This is a genomic window from Bradyrhizobium sp. LTSP849, from assembly GCF_000938255.1.
In the GTDB taxonomy this organism is placed as follows: Bacteria; Pseudomonadota; Alphaproteobacteria; order Rhizobiales; family Xanthobacteraceae; genus Bradyrhizobium.
In genome coordinates this window covers 354,684-372,233 of record NZ_JYMR01000051.1, presented here as the reverse complement: position 1 = coordinate 372,233, position 17,550 = coordinate 354,684, and the positions used below count along the sequence as shown (strand labels likewise).

Sequence of the window (17,550 nt, the reverse complement as noted above, 5' to 3'; positions counted from 1 at the left end):
CAACAATGGCGCCGGTTTGGACCGGGCATGCCCCGGCAACTTCCATAGGCGACCACCCGCGAGGTATCTCATGAAATCACTGAAGCTCATCGGTCTGGCATTCGGCGCGTCGATCGCGCTGTCGAGCGCGGCGTTCGCGCAGGATGTCACCATCGCAGTCGCAGGCCCGATGACCGGCGGCGAATCCGCCTTCGGCCGCCAGTTGAAGAACGGCGCCGAGATGGCCCTGGCTGACATCAACGCCGCCGGCGGCGTCAACGGCAAGAAGCTCGCACTCGACATCGAGGACGATGCCTGCGACCCGAAGCAGGCGCGCTCGGTCGCCGAGAAGATCGCCAGCGCGAAGATGCCGTTCGTGGTTGGGCATTATTGCTCGTCGTCGTCGATCCCGGCCTCCGAGGCCTATGCCGACGGCAACGTGCTTCAGATCACGCCGGCCTCGACCAACCCGCTCTTCACCGAGCGCAAGCTCTGGAACGTGGCGCGCGTCTGCGGCCGCGACGATCAGCAGGGCCTGATCGCGGCGCAGTACATTGCCAAGAACTTCAAGGGCAAGAACATCGCGATCCTCAACGACAAGACCACCTACGGCAAAGGTCTTGCCGATGAAACCAAGAAGGCGCTCAACAAGGCCGGCGTCACCGAGAAGATGTACGAGTCCTACAACAAGGGCGACAAGGACTTCAACGCGATCGTCTCGCGCCTCAAGCGCGACAATATCGATCTGGTCTATGTCGGCGGCTACCATCAGGAAAGCGGCCTGATCCTGCGTCAGATGCGCGACCAGGGCCTCAAGACGATCCTGATGGCCGGCGACGCGCTCGCCGACAAGGAATACGCCTCCATCACCGGCCCCGCCGGCGAAGGCACCCTGTTCACCTTCGGTCCCGATCCGCGCAACAAGCCGAGTGCGAAGAAGATCGTCGACGCCTTCAAGGCCAAGAACATCGACCCCGAAGGCTACACGCTCTACACCTACGCGGCGATGCAGGTCTGGTCGCAGGCGGCGAAGAAGGCTGGCACCACCGACGCCAAGAAGGTCATGGAGGCGATGAAGGCCGGCAAATGGGACACCGTAATCGGCCCGATCGAGTACGACGCCAAGGGCGACATCAAGCAGCTCGATTACGTCGTCTACAAGTGGGACGCCAAGGGCGGCTATACCGAGATCAAAGGCAACGGCACCTGAGACAGGTAGCCTGACCTTTTCGCCAGATTGTCACCAACGCCCCGGTTCGCCGGGGCGTTTTCTTTTGCAGCACGCTCAGACGGCTGCGGAGAGTTCCCCGCCTGCCGCTGCCTGCGCCTTCCGGAGTGCTTGTAGCAGATCGTTCGGTCGAAACGGCTTTTGCAGGCAGATCACATCGGCAAGACCGGGCGCTTCGCCTATGAAATCGAGCGCCGTCATCCCTGAGACCGCCACGATCGGGAACCCAGGCGCTCGCTCGCGAATAGTCGCCATGACGTCGACGCCGCTGGTATCGGCCAGGAAAATGTCCACAATCGCAGCGTCGAAGGTCTCTTCACCAAAGGCCTTCAACCCGGCCGCACCACTCTCGGCCTCGACAACGTCATAATGGTTGACCCGGAGGACGATCGCGACCATGGCGCGGACGTCCTTCTGGTCGTCGACAATTAGGACACGGGGCATGGGAACAACTCCCGGATTCGTATCATTAATTGGTTCAATTCAATGGCGGCGTGCGGCAAGGCAGTATGGGTCCGTCCAGTAAAGCCAACCTTACCGATTCCCTATTCCGCGTCCCTGTCCAAGTTAAGTAAGCTGTAACCTTCGGTTGAGTCGCGGGCCCGTCCCCCCAGGACGCGCGCCCGGAGCCGGCTATCATGGCGACCAAGGCAGCCGGCCAACGAAGTCACGTGGACTACCCTTATGCCGACCCAGCGAGAGGTCAACGTGCACGCAAAGAACGACCGAAGCACATTCCTTTCGACCTTGCCCGCCACGCAGAACGATCGCACTGCAGCATTGGCGATCGTCGGTATCTCCGCGATCCTGTTCGCGCTGGCTGTCCCATTTGCGGGTACGCCGCTGCCGCCGGTGCCGGCCTTCGTGTCCAGCTACCAGTCGGCGCTCGCCGTCAGCGACATCATCACGGCCGTTCTGCTCCTGTCGCAATTCTCCGTCCTGCGCAGCCGTGCGCTGCTGCTGCTGTCGACCGGATATTTGTTCACGGCGGCGGCCGCGGTGACCCACGCCCTCACCTTCCCGGGGCTGTTCGCGCCGACCGGACTGCTGGGCGCCAGCACGCAGACCACGGTCTGGCTCTACATGGTCTGGCACGGCGGGTTCCCGCTATTCGTGCTGGCCTATGGGTGGCTGAAGGACGGCAACGGCAGCAACAGGATCGAGGGACCGACGGAGCGTTCGATCGCGCTCGCCGTCCTTGGCGTGATCGCAGCGATGATCGCCATCACCTGGATGGTCACTGCGCAGCACGATCTGCTGCCGGTCCTGCTGAGGGACGGCCGCTACACCACCACCATGATCGGCGTGGTGTCGTTCATCTGGTCCTTGAGCTTCGCAGCGCTGATCACGCTGTGGTTCCGCAAGCCGCACACGGTGATTGACGTCTGGCTCATGGTCACGATGTGCGCCTGGCTGTTCGACATCGCGCTGTCGGCAATCGTCAATGTCGCCCGCTACGATCTCGGCTTCTACGCCGGCCGCCTCTACGGCCTCTGCGCCGCGAGTTTCGTGCTCGCTGTGCTCTTGATCGAGAACGTCCGCCTCCAGGCGAACACGGTGGGCCTCGTCGGCCGGCTGCGCGAACAGTCGGCCTCCGACCGCGATTACTACGGCAAGCGCCTCGCGCTCTACGGCGCCGTCGTCGAATCCTCCAACGATGCCATCATCACAAAATCGCTCGACGGCGTGATCACGGGCTGGAACAGGGCTGCCGAGCAGCTGTTCGGCTATTCGGCCGCCGAGGCCGTCGGCCAGCCGATCGACCTCATCGTGCCCGAGGACCGCAAGGCCGAGGTCAGAGGCATCCTCAACCGCATCAGCGGCAACGAGTCGATCGCCCAGCACGAGACGGTCCGTATCCGAAAGGACGGCCGTCAGCTCGACGTCGTCATCAACGTTTCTCCGCTGCGATCGGACAGCGGTGAAATTATTGGCGCCTCCAAGATCGCCCATGACATCACCGAAGAGAAGCAATCGCGGGAGAAGCTGCGCCGCGAGACCGAGGAGCGCCAACGCATCTTCGAGACCTCGCAGGACCTGATCCTGGTCACCGACGGTTTTGGCAATTTCATCCAGGTCAGCCCGAGTGTGACCGACATCCTCGGCTACAGTCCGCAGGATATGATCGGGCACAGCGCAACCGACTTCATCCATCCCGACGATCTCGAGAACACGCGCAGCGAGATGCGCGCCGCGCGGCGCGGCCAGATCAAGCGCAGCTTCGAGGCGCGCTACTATCACTACGATGGTCACGAGGTCACGCTGAACTGGATGGGGACTTGGTCCGAGCCGGTAAAGCGCCACTTCTTCATTGGCCGCGACCTGACCGACAAGCAGGCCGCCGAGGCCCAGCTCCGGCAAGTCCAGAAGATGGACGCCATCGGCCAGCTCACCGGCGGCGTCGCCCACGACTTCAACAACGTGCTGACCGTCATCACCGGCACGATCGGCATTTTGGCGGACGCGGTGGCCGACCGGCCCGAGCTTGCTGCCATCACCAGGCTGATCGACGACGCTGCCGATCGCGGCGCGCAACTGACCAAGCATCTGCTCGCCTTCGCCCGCAAGCAGCCGCTTCAGCCGCGCGAGATCGACGTCAATGCGCTGGCGGTCGAGGCCGCCAAGCTGTTGCATCCTACCCTGGGCGAGCAGATCACCATCACGCCGCAGCTCACCGAGGATGCCTGGCCGGCGCTGGTCGATCCGAACCAGCTCACCTCCGCGATCCTCAATCTTGCGCTCAACGCGCGAGACGCCATGCCCGACGGCGGCACGCTGGTGCTGGAGACGCGCAACATTTTTCTCGACGACGGCTACGCCAGCATGAACGTCGACGTCACGCCCGGCAACTACGTGATGATCGCGGTCAGCGACACCGGCACGGGCATTCCGCCGGCCCTGATCGAGCGGGTGTTCGATCCTTTCTTCACCACCAAGGAGGTCGGCAAGGGCACCGGCCTCGGACTCAGCATGGTGTTCGGCTTCGTCAAGCAGTCCGGCGGCCACATCAAGATCTACAGCGAGGAAGGCCACGGCACGAGCGTGAAGATCTACCTGCCGCGCTCCACGGGCGTGCAGGAGACCGAGTACGAGGCGCTCCAGAACGTGCCGATCACCGGCGGCGACGAGAAGATTCTGATCGTCGAGGACGACGCACTGGTGCGGCAGTATGTCGTGACCCAGGTCAAGAGCCTCGGCTATACCGCGCTCGAAGCGGCCAACGCAGCCGAAGCCCTCATCATCATCGACGCAGACAAGGGCATCGACCTGCTCTTCACCGACGTCATCATGCCGGGCAACATGAACGGCCGCCAGCTTGCCGACGAGGCGGCCCGGCGGCGCCCCGACCTGAAAACGCTGTTCACCTCGGGCTATACCGAAAACGCCATCGTCCATCACGGCCGGCTCGATTCCGGCGTACTGCTGCTGGCAAAGCCCTACCGCAAGTCCGAACTCGCCAAGATGCTCAGGACGGCGCTTGCGAGTTGAGCCTGCGGTATCGGTGCGCTATCGCTAAGGCAGCAGCGCATGGAGTGCCGTCCTTGAAAAACCTTCTCACCGATATCGCCGGCGTTCGCGTCGGCCATGCCGAAGATACGAAAGTCGCCTCCGGCACGACCGCGATCATCTTCGATGCCCCGGCGGTGGCAGCGATCGACGTCCGCGGCGGCGGCCCCGGCACGCGCGAGGCCGCGTTGCTCGACCTCGCCAGTACGCTCGAGCGGGTCGACGCGATCGCGCTGTCCGGGGGCTCCGCCTTCGGCATCGATGCGGGCGGCGGCGTCCAGGCCTGGCTCGCCGAACAGGGCCGCGGCTTCCGCGTCCGCGAGGCGCTGATCCCGATCGTGCCGGGCGCGATCCTGTTCGATCTGCTCAACGGCGGCGACAAGGCGTGGGGCCGTTTTTCGCCCTATCGCGACCTCGGCTACGCCGCGGCGGTCTCCGCCGGGACGGAGTTTGCGCTCGGCAGCGTCGGCGCCGGCCTCGGTGCCACCACCGCGACATTCAAAGGCGGACTCGGCTCAGCCTCGGCGGTGACGACCGACGGCATCAAGGTCGCGGCGATCGTCGCTGTCAACGCGGTGGGCAGCGTCACCGTCGGCGACGGGCCGTGGTTCTGGGCGGCGCCGTTCGAGGTCGCCGGCGAGTTCGGTGGCCGCGGCCTGCCAGACGCGTTCACGGACGACATGCTCAAGATGCGCATCAAGGGCGGGCCTGCTGCAAGCGAGCGCGAAAACACCACGATCGGCGTCGTCGTCACCGACGCGGTGCTGACCAAGCCCCAGGCCAAGCGCCTCGCGATGATCGCCCATACCGGCTTTGCCCGCGCGATCTATCCGGTGCACGCCCCGACCGATGGTGATGTGCTGTTTGCCGCCGCGACGTGCGCGAAACCGATTGAGCCGGTCGCTGGCCTCACCGAGCTCGGCATGGTCGCCGCCAACGTGGTCGCCCGCGCGATCGCGCGCGGCGTCCACAGCGCGACCGCGCTGCCATTCGCCGGCGCGCTGCCGGCGTGGAAGGATCGGTTCGGCTAGGGCGTCAGAACGTGCGTCAGACGCTCATCGACATCGATGAAGCCGTGGCGCCCGACGATCCCTGCCCCTGACGTTGCATCAACTGCGCGAACAGGTCGTACGGCGAGGTGGCGGTGGCTGACGCGCCCGGCACCGTGGTCGTCATCTTGAAGCCGTCGGCATAGGTGACGGTGGTGGTGCTCGAGCCGTCGGAGCCGGTCGTCGTGGTCGAGGTCGACCCGCCGCTCGACGATGACGACGAGGAATCCGAGGCGTCGCCCGAGCCGCTCGCCGCCTGCGCGTGGTGGTGGCCACCATGATGGCCACTGCTTTTCAGCGCCTTCGACATCTCGTCCAGGCTGACGCTGCCGTCCGAATTGCTATCCAGCTTCGAGAACACGTCATCGGCCTGCGCCGTGTTGGTGCCGCCGGCGCCCAGCGCGCTCTCGAATTCCGACTTGCTGATCTGGCCATAGCCGTTCGCGTCGAGCTGCGAGAACAGATCCTTCAGCGCATCATCCCGGCTCGTCGATGTCGAGGACGTCGCGCTCGAGGATGATGTGGAGCTGGTCGAGCTGCTCGTGGCGCTCGTGCTGGCTGTCGACTGGCTTTGTGCCGCGAGCAGCGCGCTCATCGTCTCCGGCGAGATCTGCGCGCAATTGCCGGAATTGACCGACGAGGTCGCGCCAGTGCTCGTGCTGTTGCTGCTGGTGTCGATCGCAAATGGATTGGTCGTGCCTTGCGACGATCCCGTCTGCTGCGTCGCAGACGATTTCGAACTCATCAGTGACGAAATGGCGTCAAGCGCACTCGAAGCGGCGCCAAGGGCAAACAACATTGCACAACTCCAACCGATGCGGCACGCCGCAGCCAATGTTCTGGCGGTGAGGTCAGCAAGCTGCGTGCCAGCGCGAAAAGCTCAATGAAATCCGCGCCCACCGTGCTTTGCAGGACCCGGGAACATCGGCAATTCATGCCGCAGACGGCAGAATTTTCCGCCCACAGGAAGCACGCCGCCCCTGCATTGCCCGGCGCGGAGGCCCATGTTAGGCGAGGCCCATTCGTCTTTCGGCCGCCACGGGAAACCGCGCCATGACCCAAGCCTTCGCCCCCCGCCCCCTGGCAATTGCACCCTCGATCCTGGCCTCCGATTTCACCAGGCTCGGCGAAGAGGTGCGCGCGGTGGATGCCGCCGGCGCCGACTGGATCCATCTCGACGTGATGGACGGGCACTTCGTTCCCAACATCTCCTACGGCCCCGACATCATCAAGGCGATGCGCCCGCACACCAAGAAGATCTTCGACGCGCATCTGATGATCTCGCCCTGCGATCCCTATCTCGAGGCCTTCGCGAAGGCCGGCTGCGACCACATCACCGTGCATGCGGAAGCGGGCCCTCATCTGCACCGCTCGCTGCAAGCGATCCGCGCGCTCGGCAAGAAAGCCGGTGTCTCGCTCAATCCGGGCACGCCGATCAGCGCGATCGAATACGTGCTCGACCTGGTCGACCTCGTGCTGGTGATGTCGGTCAATCCAGGCTTCGGCGGCCAGGCCTTCATCCGCTCCGCGATCGGCAAGATCAGCGACATCCGCGCGATGGTCGCCGGTCGGCCGATCGACATCGAGGTCGATGGCGGCGTCGGCCCTGACGTTGCGGGCGCGCTTGCAGCTGCCGGCGCCAACGCCTTCGTTGCCGGCACCTCCGTGTTCAGAGGCGGCACGCAAGAGGCGTACAAGACCAACATCGCCGCGATCCGCAACGCGGCGCTCGGGGCACGCGGCGAAGCAATCTGAAGCACATGCGCCCGCAAATCTGCGGTTCTTACGGGTGTTTGCGACGCGTAATGCCTAAAATTGCAACCTAAATCCGTACTCCTCCGGACTTCCCTGATTCGCGCAAATCACCGCTAGTGATTCCTGCCTGCTTTTGACGGGAGCACATCATGACGACGACCCTGGTTTGGACTGGCGTGGCGTTGTGGATTGGTTTTTGCGCATTTGTTGTGTTTGGCCCATCGGAGGGACCGGTGAAGGTCACGGCGCGTTCCACCCGCATCATCGGTCGCGACCGTTATCGGGCCTGACGCCATGCGGATCGCGATCGTGAAGCGTCAGCCGAAGCGCAGGTGTCGTATCCCGCGCCGTCCGCACCCGAACCTCGACTATTTCTTCGGCCGGCTCGAACGCACCGAAGACGAGATGGGCGACGACGCCGGACCCGAGACGGCGGACCTGGATCACCCGTTCCGGTCACCGCGCCGGCATTGAAATCTTTTCTGGACCAGGACCGATGAAACCGCATTGCCCGAACTGCCTGAAGGAAATGACCAAGGCATCCGCCTCGCGTAACCTCTTCAACTGCGAACCCTGCCGCGAGATCATCCAATATTTCGGCGGCCATGCCGATCACGGCGAGTCCGGTCCGCGGTTCACCTGGCCGATCCGCCGCAAGCGCGTCGTCCACACCGCCCACGCGGCGTGATCTTTCCTAGCCCCACACCACGCCGGCGTCTGGTTTCGCCGTAGCCATCCGCGGCGGCCGCACCACCGTGACGGTGCAGGTCGCTTCCGAGGCCACCTTGGCCGAGACGCTGCCGAGCAGCGTGCGCCTGAACGAGCCCTGCCGCGCGCCGACGATGACATGGTCGACCTGGTTGACCTCCGCGAACTCCAACAGCGCGGCGGCGGGATCGACAGATTCCAGCACATGAACCGACAGCCGGCTCTCGTCCAATTTGAGTGGCGTGGCCCAATGCCGGAGCGCGACCAGGCGGTCGATATGCTTGTTGGAGCCCTGCTCGTCCAGGGTCCGGTCGATGGCGATGCGGTTGAGCTTCAGCACATTGACACAGGCGAGCCGCGCTGACGGCAGAGTTGCAAGGATGCGCTCCGTCGTCATGCGCAGCGCCTCGTTCAGCTCCGGCGCGCCTTCCACGGTATCGAGCGCGACGGCAAGGATGGGACTCGAGGCGATCTGCTCGGCGACATCCGCCTTTGCGCGCGGCTGCATGACGCCCTCGTTGAAGCGGCGCCGCAACGCAACGGTGCACGGGTCGCGCTTCATCCGCTCCGAGCGCGCAGTCAGCCTGACCTGGTCCGGATGGGCGAGATCGAAGGCGAGCTGCGCCGCGGTCGGATAGCGCCACTCCGGCTCGATCTCCAGGCACCGCAGCACTACTTCCTGAAGCCAGGGCGGATAGTCAGCACGTAGCTTGCGCGGCGGATGCGGATCGCGCCACAGCCTCCGCCGCATCGCGCGCAGCGTCTCGCCCTCGCCGAACGGACGTTCGCCGGTGGTGAAGAAATAGAGCAGCACACCGAGCGAGAACAGATCGCTGCGCGGATCGTCGCGCACCCCCAACAGCCGTTCCGGCGCCATGTAGGGCGCGGTGCCGTAAGGCAGGCGGAACTCGGCCTGCAACAGGTCGGGCAGATGGTTGTGGTGCGACAGACCGTAATCGATCAGCACCGCCTCGCCGCTCTCGCGGAACATGATGCTGCTCGGCTTGATGTCGTGATGGATCACGTTCTGCCGGTGCAAATCGGCGAGCGCGGCCGCGATCTTCGACACCAGCAACCGCGCCTCCTCGTAAGGCAGCGGCAGGTCGGGCAACCTCTTGTAGAGCGTGGTCCCGGCAATGCGCTCGATCACGGCGTAGGCCTGATGCGCGAAATCGCCGGTGCCGAAGCACGCCGGAACGTGGGGACCTGCGAGCCGCGGCAGGATCATCATCTCCATCTCGAACGAGACGATCGCCGCGGGGTCCTCGCCCTCCGAAGCCCGCGGGATCTTCATCAGCAGCGGCACGTCGATGCCGGGATGGGTGACGATCCACAGCGTCGCCATGCCGCCGGCATGGACGCATTCGCCGATGGTGTAGCCGTCGATCTCCGCACCGGGCTTGACCAGGGGTTGGGGCATCGGCTTCTAGCGCCCCTGCAACAATCGGTCGGCGAGCCAGGGCGGCAGGCCGTTCTCGCGGATCCTGTTCGCCGCGGTCGCGACGTCATAGGGCACGCGGCAATAGGTGATCTCGCAGGAGACGGTGTCGAACAGCACGAAGGCAGCCGCCGGATCGCCGTCGCGGGGCTGGCCGACCGAGCCGAGCACGGCGAGCCATTGCCGCCCACGCAGGAGCTGCACCGAGACGTCGGTCTTGGGCACAAAACTCGTCATCTTCGCCGTCACCGACATCGAATAGAGCGCGGGCCGGTGGATGTGGCCGCAGAAGGTGACGTGGGAAGGCGTCGAGATCAGGCTCTTGGCCGCATCCGCCGTCGAGCGGATATAGTGCCAGCGCTGGGGGCTCGAGGCCTCCGAATGCACGAACAACCGGCCGTTGTCCTCCACGCGCATCGGCAGCTCGGCCAGGAAGCGCCGCTGCGCCACGTCGAGGCGCCCGCGGGTCCATTCGATCGCGATCTGCGCCTCGACATTCATGGTCTCGGTCGTCGTGCTGACGGCTTCGTCATGATTGCCGCGTACAGCGACGGCACCATCGGCGACCAGTTCCATCGCGGTATCCACGACCCATTCCGGATCGGCGCCATAGCCGACGAAATCGCCGAGCAGGATGAACCGCTCCGCGCCCTTCGCACGCGCCACCTTCAGACACGCCTCGAACGCCTGCCGGTTGCCGTGGATATCCGAGAAAACCGCGAGAAGCACGCACCCTCCACCCTCAAATTCTTATTGGAAGCCGATAAGGCCAAATTGAGGGAGGTCAACAAGATGCGCCAGCGCGAGACGGTTTACCAGCGCACCGCTGATGTGATGGTGAAGAGCCTATTGCTCGTCCTTGGGCGGCATCCGGGGCGGCGGCAGCGGCGTGAACACGGCGCCTTGGGCGCCGGCCGGCGGCGCATTGAACTCGCCGGTCGAGGAGTCGCCGCCGCTGGTCTCGAGAATGACCTTGGGCGTCACATATTCCCGGACCATGTCGATCAGGCTCCCCTCGCCGCCGCCAAAGTCCGCGGCGCGCCCGCCTTGCGGATGCCCGGCCGCGATCTCGTTCTGCGCCGCGTGGGTCTTGTCGGCCAGCGTGTCATTATAGGGCACGCGAAACGCCCGGGGGATGCCGCTCGGGCGATGGTCCTCGTCCAGTTCCTCGACCCACAGATAGATCGAGCCGGGATCGCCCTCCAGCGAATGCGGCTCGACAATGCGGGCCTGGAGCAGCTTGAAGGAGGTCGGCAGCCTGTCGGTGCTGGCCCAGCCAAGCAGCCCGCGCATTTCCGTGAAGCTGACGACATAGAAGGCGCTGGTCACGACCACCGCGACCGCTTTCAGCGACCAGTGCAGACGCGCATAGACCAGCACGACCAGCAGCAGTGCACCGATCACGGCGTAGGCGACCGATAGCGTAAGTATGATCGTCGGCAGGCTAGTCACGGCGCACCCTCGCAGCGTTCTTGCTCACACCGGTGCTCGGGTCGAGATCGGCGCCGTTGCGCCAGCCGCTGCGGAACGTCTCCAGCAGCGATTTCGGCCGCTGGTCCACATTGACCACCTTGCCTTCGGAATCGAGCCGAAACCGCACCGCGGTCTTCTCGTCACCGGTGTGGTCGAGCGTGAATTTGTTGTCGAAGACCACCTGCGCGGTCGGATTCAGTTTCTGCACCTTCACATTGGCCGTCACCGGCTCGCCGGTCGTGGCCACGAAATGCGAGACGTTGACGGTGTATTCGCCGGCGACGATGCCGCGCACCGTTACGATCTCCTCGCGGATGGGCGAGGCGATCTTCTTGCCGTTGACCATGATGAAGTCGTTGGCCCCGCCCCGGTCGTCGCGATCGAGCGTGAGGAAGCCCGCCTCGCGATGGCGATACCAGGCAATGTTGCCGGCGGGATCCTGCACGAACAGGTCGAGATCGTCGGGATGATTGTCCGGCCAGTCCAGCGTGATCATGAACTCGGCCTTGGAGTCGATCTTGCCCTCCTTGGCGTCCGGCGAGACCGCAAGCAGCGCGAGAAAGAACAGGAAGGCGACCACCTGGAGCGCCTTGAACAGCATCACGCCCAGCGGATCGAACGGCTCCTCACGCGGATAGAGGCCGAAATCATCCATCATGTCGGCGTTCCCGGACGCCTGCGTTCCAGAGCCGGCGTGACATAGGTCTCGGTCAGGACCACGGCATCCGAAAATACCCGCTGGGTCGCGGTATCGAGCATGTAGTACTGAATGCGGACCAGGATGGAGCCGACGAGGCCGGCCAGCGTCGTGTACATCGCGACCGCCATGCCGTCGCTCATCAATCCCATCGAGGAGCGCATTGCGACCTTGTCGGCGGCATCGAGCCCGGCGATCGGCGCCAGCATGATGATGAAGCCGATGATGGTGCCGAGCAGGCCGAGCTTCATCAACGTATCCGAGACGAAGGCGCCAAACCCGTTGGAGCCGCGCAGGCGGTCGGCGAGCGTGCGCAGCAGCAGCGTCTGGTCGACCGGCCGGTAGTCCTGCGCGGCCGCCTTGGTCACAAGGCTATCGATGTGGTCCCGCACCAACCCGCGCGGCAGCGAGGTCGCGCCGGCGTCGAGCGCCTTGCTGCCCTCGGGCGCCGACAGCACCGCGCGGCAGCGCCGTGCCGCCGCGCCCTCGCGCGCAATCGCCCGCGTCCGTAGAAAACAGTGACCGCAGGTGACGACGTAGAGCAGCGCGATCACGCTGGAGATATAGGTCCGGTCCGAGGTCAACATCAGATGGATCAGGCCGAAGCGCCACAACAAGAAGACGGCGAAGATCGATAGCCCGGTGAAGATCATCCAGAACAAGAGCGCGCTGCGCTCGGATGGGTCGGCTGGTTGGCGCACGGTCGGACCAATCGTCATCGAACTCATGCTGCACCGCTCCTGGCCAGCAACGATTGGCCTGTAAGGATTTCTGGCCGATTAGATCAGAGCCGTCGCGCCCAGTCCAAAGAGCCATGCCTAATCCGGCTTGGGAAATTTGCCCGAGCAGCGATCCTGCCGTTCCCTGCGATTGGCAAGGCACGACGGCGTTGTTAGGCTGACCTTACCAAACGTTGAGGGTGATCGCATGCGCCTCGTGCTTCAGCTCGTCGCCCGTCTGCTTCTCATCGTCGCGCTCTGTCTGGGAGCCGCGACCGTATGGGCCACATTCGACGCCTATCGCAGCATCGACCGGGCCACCGCGGCCTCCGCGCAGCGGGTCGCGCAAGCGCTTCAGGCGCTGTACTGGCACGAGCTCTTGCTGCGCAGCAACAGAGCGCGCGAGCATCTTCTGCCGGTTCCGGACTGGCGCACCCTCGATATGATGAAACTGATCTCCCCCGGAGTCTGCATCGAGTTCCAGCCGGCCATCGCATTCGAAAAGCCACTCTGCGGCCAGAGCGAGGGGCTAGGCAAGACGCCGCCGCGCTGGTTTGCGTCGATCGTGCCGACCTTCCTCGGCAGCCATGCCGAGGTGGTGCGTCCCGTCAGTCCCCGCGCCGCAACGGCCGGCACCGTCGTCGCGACGCCGGATGCGGCGGCCACCATCTCGCTCGCCTGGGAGTACATCCTCAACGTGATCGACGTCGCGCTGCTGATGGCGGCGGCGATTGCACTGCTCGCGTCAATCGCGATCGCGCACACGCTGGCGCCGGCACGCGCCATTGTCATCGCCTTGCAGCGCATGGCGCGCGGCCAGTATCGCACGAAGCTGCCCCGCTTCCGCTCCATGGAGCTTGCGATGATCGGCGGCGCAGTGGAGAAACTCGGCGGCCAGCTGGAAGAAGCCACGGAGCAGCGCGCTGCACTGACACGGCGCCTGATCGAGATTCGCGACGATGAACGCCGCGCGCTCGCCCGCGAGCTGCATGACGAATTCGGGCAAAATCTCTCCGCCATCCTCGCCTTCGCCAACACCATCGAAACAGCGAGCGTGAAGGAGAAAAAGGACAACGGCATCGCGCAGGACGCGCGCATGATCTCGCAGGCCACGCATCAGCTGATGGCGTCGCTGCGCGATGCGCTGAAGCGTCTGCGCAATCCCCTGCCCGAGGAGCTCGGGCTGGAGGCGAGCCTCGTCAATCTCGTCGACAGCTGGCGTTCGCAAAGTGCGACACAGCCGACGATCCAGCTCGATCTCAGGGGCGACCTCACCGACATCAGCGGCCCGGTCGCGACGACCGCCTATCGCGTCGCCCAGGAATGCCTGACCAACGCGCTGCGCCACGGCGCCGCACGCGAGATCTCCTTGCACGTCGAACGCTGTGTGGGCGAGGATGATACGTTGCTGATCCGTGTCGAGGACGATGGCGGCGGTGATGCGGCACGCGTGGCGCAGTCGGCCGGTTTTGGGCTCACCGGCATCCGCGAGCGCGTGACAGCCGCCGGCGGCTCGCTGTCGATCCTGCCGGCCAATCGCGGACTCAGCGTCGCCGCCACCATCCCGCTCGCCGCGTGAGGCCGATATGAGCGAGGTCGCGGCAACAGGCATCTCCGTGCTGCTGGTCGATGACCATCCGATCGTCCGCCAGGGCTACCGGCGCGTGCTGGAGAGCCAGGGCGATCTCCATGTCGTGGCGGAAGCCGACAATGCCGCGGATGCCTATAGCGCCTTCAAGGTTCATGACCCCGACGTCATCGTGATGGATATCACGATGCCCGGCGCCAGCGGGCTTGAGGCGATCCGCAACATCCGCGCCCGCAGTCCGCGGGCACGCATTCTCGTCTTCACCATGCACAACGAGGCTGTGCTGGTGAAAGCCGCCTTCAATGCCGGGGCCTCTGGCTTCGTCACTAAGAGCAGCGAACCATCCGCCGTCGTCAACGCCATCCGCACTGTGGCCCGCGGCGAGCGCGCCATGAGCGACGACATCGCGCATGTGCTGGCCGAGGATAGCCTGTCACCAACCGGATCCGTGCTGGATCAATTGGGCGAGCGCGAGATCGAGATCCTGCGTCAATTCGCCGGCGGCGCCACCACCGAGCAGATCGCGACGCATCTCAATCTCAGCGTCAAGACGGTCCAGAACTATCACTATCTGATCAAGACCAAGACCGGCGCACGCACGGACGCGCAACTCGTGCGGCTGGCAGCGAGTTGTGGGCTGACGAGGATTTAGATTTGTCTGAGGTGCGAACCGTGCGTTTCTCCCTTTTCCCCTTGTGGGAGAAGGTGGCGCGAAGCGCCGGATGAGGGGTTCTATCCGCGCGCGTCAATCTGAAAGGGTCCTCCGCGGAGGCAAACCCCTCACCCGTCTCGCCGCCTTGCGGCGAGCCACCCCTCCCACAAGGGGCGAGGGTGCAGCGTCACTCGTGGTTCTAAGCCTTCAACCCGCGCAGCAGCAGCGCAAGCGTCGCGTCGACGCGCGCGGGCAGATCGGCGTCTTTCCACTCGTCGGCATGGGCCGGATGGTGGAAGCGGACGGTGGCATCGAAGATCGCGCGTGCGGTGGTCTTGACGTCGCTCACATCGAATACGCCCTGCTTCACGCCGTCGGTCAGGATCGCCGCGATCTGGTCGATCATGGTGTCCTTGTGACACCTGACGGCCGCGCACGCTTCGCGCGCCAGCGTCAGATAGGTCTCGAACATTTCGGGGTCGTCGAGCACACGCGAACGCTTGGCGGCGAACAGCGTGCGCAGCCAGCGGTCGAGCCGCACCGGCGCTGGGCCCTGCTCCTCAGCGATCTGGCGCAGCGGTCCGTCGATGCGGTCGAGCCAGCGTTTGGCAACCGCCTCGCGCAGCGAGGCCTTGCTCGGGAAATGGCGATAGACGCTGCCGTGGCTCACATCGAGCGCACGGGCAACGTCGACCACGGTGGCCTTGGCGAGTCCGTAGCGCCGCAACACGTCCTCGGTGACTTCGAGGATCCGCTCCGGCGTCAAGATAACGGCTTCGTTCATGCCAGCACCATGTTCCCTTTAAGGGCTCAGTTACCCGGCGATGGAGCTGCTTCCGAAGCGCCCGTGCCGGCCGTTTCGGAAAGCTCTCGCCTTAATGAGGCAGTTTTGCAGCCTGCGCCGCGATCTGGCGCGCAACCAGCAGATTGAGCCAATGCCCAATCGTACCAGTGAGATGGATGATTTCGGTCGTCATTGTCGTAAGTCTCCAAACACAGGCGGTTCCCGTTGTTCAATTTCGACCCTCGATCCCCATTTGTTTGGGACGTCGAGCCTCCGGGTCTGCCGCCAGACGCCCAATCGGAGCGTCCGACAACGGATATACACGTCTCGATGACAGATTTCAATATCTGTCAGTCAATGATCCGTGATTGATAGTTAATCTCTGAGATCCGGCTCGCCCTTGGCCTCACCGGACGGTCTGGTCGATAGCCCCTGGTCATCCCCCGTTCCCTCGGCCGGACCGTTTGTTTCGCTCTCCCCGCTCTGCTAAATCGCAGCGTAAACAGTATTTTGGCCGGAGCCGCGCCCCTTCTTGCTTGCCTTGGGGCGCGCCCTACCCGCCGCTTTGGAGCCGTCAGATGATCCCCCGCTATACCCGCCCGGAAATGGCCTCGATCTGGGAGCCGCAGACCCGGTTCAAGATCTGGTTCGAGATTGAGGCGCATGCGGCGGATGCCCTGGCTGAGCTCGGGACGATCCCGAAACAGGCCGCCAAGACGGTCTGGGACAAGGCCCGCAGCGCCACCTTCGACGTCGCCCGCATCGACGAGATCGAGCGCGAGACCAAGCACGACGTCATCGCCTTCCTGACCCACCTCGCCGAGATCGTCGGCCCCGAGGCGCGCTTCGTGCACCAGGGCATGACCTCCTCCGACGTGCTCGACACCTGCCTCAACGTCCAGCTCACCCGCGCCGCCGATTTGCTGCTCGCCGATCTCGACAAGGTGCTGGCCGCGCTGAAGAAGCGCGCCTTCGAGCACAAGATGACGCCGACCATCGGCCGCAGCCACGGCATCCATGCCGAGCCCGTCACCTTCGGCCTCAAGCTCGCTTATGCCTATGCCGAGTTCTCGCGCGCCAAGGAGCGCTTGATTGCCGCGCGCAAGGAAGTGGCGACCTGCGCCATCTCGGGCGCCGTCGGCACCTTTGCGCAGATCGATCCGCGCGTCGAAGAGCATGTCGCCAAGGCCATGGGGCTCGTGCCTGAGCCAATCTCGACCCAAGTGATCCCGCGCGACCGCCACGCGATGTATTTTTCGACGCTTGGCGTGATTGCCTCTTCGGTCGAGCGTTTCGCGGTGGAGATCCGCCACATGCAGCGCACCGAAGTTCTGGAAGCCGAAGAGTTCTTCTCCGAAGGGCAGAAGGGTTCGTCGGCGATGCCACACAAGCGCAACCCGGTGCTGTCGGAAAACCTCACCGGCCTGTCCCGCATGGTGCGCGCCTATGTGACGCCGGCGCTGGAGAACGTCGTGCTGTGGCACGAGCGCGACATCTCACACTCTTCCGCCGAGCGCATGATGGGCCCCGATGCGACCGTCACGCTCGACTTCGCGCTGGTGCGTCTGGCCGGCCTGATCGACAAGCTGCTGGTGTACCCTGCCAACATGCAGAAGAATCTCGACCGCCTCGGCGGGCTCATCCATTCGCAGCGCGTGATGCTGGCGCTGACGCAGAAGGGCGCGAGCCGCGAGGACGCCTACAAGCTGGTGCAGCGCAACGCCATGCCGGTCTGGCGCGGCGAAGGCGACTTCCTCCAGCTGCTGAAGAAGGACACTGAAGTGAAGAAATATCTCACCGATGCCGAGATCGAGGAGCAGTTCGACCTTGGCTACCACCTCAAGCACGTCGACACGATCTTCAAGCGCGTGTTTGGTGAGAGCTGACGCGCTTCCGTAGCCCGGGTGAGCGCAGCGATACCCGGGAATCCATTCACAGAAATCCCGAATGTCGCTTCGCTCATCCGGGCTACA

At 64.6% G+C, this 17,550-nt stretch carries 18 protein-coding genes; 10 read left to right on the top strand and 8 right to left on the bottom strand.

The features are described from left to right. Positions 1-70 precede the first annotated feature (70 nt). Positions 71-1,189 (top strand): branched-chain amino acid ABC transporter substrate-binding protein, encoded by a 1,119-nt coding sequence (locus UB31_RS30380; RefSeq protein ID WP_045008468.1) that lies wholly within the window; start codon positions 71-73, stop codon positions 1,187-1,189. 75 nt (positions 1,190-1,264) lie between these two features. Here UB31_RS30380 and UB31_RS30375 read toward each other — a convergent pair whose 3' ends face one another. Further along, positions 1,265-1,651 carry a response regulator gene (locus UB31_RS30375; protein WP_045013475.1) on the bottom strand — a complete coding sequence of 129 codons (387 nt, stop codon included), beginning with the start codon at positions 1,649-1,651 and terminating at the stop codon, positions 1,265-1,267. Positions 1,652-1,891: 240 nt separating this feature from the next. On the opposite strand from UB31_RS30375, the gene UB31_RS30370 reads away from it, so the two are divergent. Continuing rightward, a complete protein-coding gene (locus UB31_RS30370; RefSeq protein ID WP_045013474.1) occupies positions 1,892-4,696 on the top strand; it encodes a PAS domain S-box protein in 2,805 nt (934 codons plus the stop codon). A 53-nt stretch (positions 4,697-4,749) separates the two neighbouring features. Then, positions 4,750-5,745: a P1 family peptidase gene (locus UB31_RS30365; RefSeq protein WP_045013473.1), complete on the top strand. Its 996-nt coding sequence runs from the start codon at positions 4,750-4,752 to the stop codon at positions 5,743-5,745. Positions 5,746-5,761: 16 nt separating this feature from the next. Here the strand turns inward: UB31_RS30365 and UB31_RS30360 are convergent, their stop codons facing one another. Then, positions 5,762-6,562: an EF-hand domain-containing protein gene (locus UB31_RS30360; RefSeq protein WP_045013472.1), complete on the bottom strand. Its 801-nt coding sequence runs from the start codon at positions 6,560-6,562 to the stop codon at positions 5,762-5,764. A 254-nt stretch (positions 6,563-6,816) separates the two neighbouring features. Between UB31_RS30360 and rpe the strand changes: the two genes are divergently transcribed. From rpe to UB31_RS30345, 4 genes are all read left to right on the top strand, one after another. Further along, a complete protein-coding gene (gene rpe, locus UB31_RS30355; protein WP_045008473.1) occupies positions 6,817-7,518 on the top strand; it encodes a ribulose-phosphate 3-epimerase in 702 nt (233 codons plus the stop codon). A gap of 149 nt (positions 7,519-7,667) precedes the next feature. After that, positions 7,668-7,808: a hypothetical protein gene (locus tag UB31_RS42290; protein ID WP_197087462.1), complete on the top strand. Its 141-nt coding sequence runs from the start codon at positions 7,668-7,670 to the stop codon at positions 7,806-7,808. 4 nt (positions 7,809-7,812) lie between these two features. Then, a complete protein-coding gene (locus tag UB31_RS30350) occupies positions 7,813-7,992 on the top strand; it encodes a hypothetical protein (RefSeq protein WP_045013471.1) in 180 nt (59 codons plus the stop codon). Positions 7,993-8,014: 22 nt separating this feature from the next. Beyond that, on the top strand, positions 8,015-8,206 hold the full coding sequence (locus tag UB31_RS30345) for a hypothetical protein (RefSeq protein ID WP_045008475.1): 192 nt from the start codon (positions 8,015-8,017) through the stop codon (positions 8,204-8,206). 6 nt (positions 8,207-8,212) lie between these two features. Here UB31_RS30345 and UB31_RS30340 read toward each other — a convergent pair whose 3' ends face one another. The 5 genes from UB31_RS30340 to UB31_RS30320 all read right to left on the bottom strand — a co-directional run bounded on the left by UB31_RS30340 (position 8,213) and on the right by UB31_RS30320 (position 12,562). Then, on the bottom strand, positions 8,213-9,646 hold the full coding sequence (locus tag UB31_RS30340; protein ID WP_045013470.1) for a serine/threonine protein kinase: 1,434 nt from the start codon (positions 9,644-9,646) through the stop codon (positions 8,213-8,215). Positions 9,647-9,652: 6 nt separating this feature from the next. Further along, entirely contained in the window at positions 9,653-10,393 is a 741-nt protein-coding gene (locus UB31_RS30335) for a metallophosphoesterase family protein (RefSeq protein WP_045013469.1), read from the bottom strand. A gap of 117 nt (positions 10,394-10,510) precedes the next feature. Continuing rightward, a complete protein-coding gene (locus UB31_RS30330) occupies positions 10,511-11,116 on the bottom strand; it encodes a hypothetical protein (RefSeq protein WP_045008478.1) in 606 nt (201 codons plus the stop codon). Beyond that, a complete protein-coding gene (locus UB31_RS30325) occupies positions 11,109-11,795 on the bottom strand; it encodes a DUF2135 domain-containing protein (RefSeq protein WP_045008479.1) in 687 nt (228 codons plus the stop codon). Before UB31_RS30325 ends, UB31_RS30330 begins: the two co-directional genes overlap by 8 nt. Continuing rightward, positions 11,792-12,562, bottom strand: a complete 771-nt coding sequence (locus UB31_RS30320; RefSeq protein ID WP_045013468.1) for a MotA/TolQ/ExbB proton channel family protein — start codon at positions 12,560-12,562, stop codon at positions 11,792-11,794. The genes UB31_RS30325 and UB31_RS30320 overlap by 4 nt, the downstream gene beginning before the upstream one ends. Before the next feature lie 199 nt (positions 12,563-12,761). Here UB31_RS30320 and UB31_RS30315 point away from each other — a divergent pair, with 199 nt between their 5' ends. Together UB31_RS30315 and UB31_RS30310 are read left to right on the top strand one after the other, a co-directional pair. After that, complete coding sequence (locus tag UB31_RS30315) at positions 12,762-14,132, top strand: sensor histidine kinase (protein ID WP_045013467.1); 1,371 nt, start codon at positions 12,762-12,764, stop codon at positions 14,130-14,132. Positions 14,133-14,139: 7 nt separating this feature from the next. After that, complete coding sequence (locus UB31_RS30310) at positions 14,140-14,793, top strand: response regulator (RefSeq protein ID WP_045013466.1); 654 nt, start codon at positions 14,140-14,142, stop codon at positions 14,791-14,793. Positions 14,794-14,992: 199 nt separating this feature from the next. Here the strand turns inward: UB31_RS30310 and UB31_RS30305 are convergent, their stop codons facing one another. Further along, a complete protein-coding gene (locus UB31_RS30305; protein ID WP_045013465.1) occupies positions 14,993-15,577 on the bottom strand; it encodes a TetR/AcrR family transcriptional regulator in 585 nt (194 codons plus the stop codon). A 578-nt stretch (positions 15,578-16,155) separates the two neighbouring features. Here UB31_RS30305 and purB point away from each other — a divergent pair. Then, positions 16,156-17,463, top strand: a complete 1,308-nt coding sequence (purB, locus tag UB31_RS30300; RefSeq protein ID WP_045013464.1) for an adenylosuccinate lyase — start codon at positions 16,156-16,158, stop codon at positions 17,461-17,463. Positions 17,464-17,550 lie beyond the last annotated feature (87 nt).

Bases quoted from the DNA above. Each gene is read 5' to 3' on its own strand.
- UB31_RS30305 (WP_045013465.1), bottom strand. From the start codon at position 15,577: ATGAACGAAGCCGTTATCTTGACGCCGGAGCGGATCCTCGAAGTCACC.
- UB31_RS30370 (WP_045013474.1), top strand. From the start codon at position 1,892: ATGCCGACCCAGCGAGAGGTCAACGTGCACGCAAAGAACGACCGAAGC.
- UB31_RS30350 (WP_045013471.1), top strand. From the start codon at position 7,813: ATGCGGATCGCGATCGTGAAGCGTCAGCCGAAGCGCAGGTGTCGTATC.
- UB31_RS30320 (WP_045013468.1), bottom strand. From the start codon at position 12,562: ATGAGTTCGATGACGATTGGTCCGACCGTGCGCCAACCAGCCGACCCA.
- UB31_RS30380 (WP_045008468.1), top strand. From the start codon at position 71: ATGAAATCACTGAAGCTCATCGGTCTGGCATTCGGCGCGTCGATCGCG.
- UB31_RS30345 (WP_045008475.1), top strand. From the start codon at position 8,015: ATGAAACCGCATTGCCCGAACTGCCTGAAGGAAATGACCAAGGCATCC.
- UB31_RS30315 (WP_045013467.1), top strand. From the start codon at position 12,762: ATGCGCCTCGTGCTTCAGCTCGTCGCCCGTCTGCTTCTCATCGTCGCG.
- UB31_RS42290 (WP_197087462.1), top strand. From the start codon at position 7,668: ATGACGACGACCCTGGTTTGGACTGGCGTGGCGTTGTGGATTGGTTTT.
- UB31_RS30340 (WP_045013470.1), bottom strand. From the start codon at position 9,646: ATGCCCCAACCCCTGGTCAAGCCCGGTGCGGAGATCGACGGCTACACC.
- UB31_RS30375 (WP_045013475.1), bottom strand. From the start codon at position 1,651: ATGCCCCGTGTCCTAATTGTCGACGACCAGAAGGACGTCCGCGCCATG.
- purB (WP_045013464.1), top strand. From the start codon at position 16,156: ATGATCCCCCGCTATACCCGCCCGGAAATGGCCTCGATCTGGGAGCCG.
- UB31_RS30360 (WP_045013472.1), bottom strand. From the start codon at position 6,562: ATGTTGTTTGCCCTTGGCGCCGCTTCGAGTGCGCTTGACGCCATTTCG.
- UB31_RS30325 (WP_045008479.1), bottom strand. From the start codon at position 11,795: ATGATGGATGATTTCGGCCTCTATCCGCGTGAGGAGCCGTTCGATCCG.
- UB31_RS30310 (WP_045013466.1), top strand. From the start codon at position 14,140: ATGAGCGAGGTCGCGGCAACAGGCATCTCCGTGCTGCTGGTCGATGAC.
- rpe (WP_045008473.1), top strand. From the start codon at position 6,817: ATGACCCAAGCCTTCGCCCCCCGCCCCCTGGCAATTGCACCCTCGATC.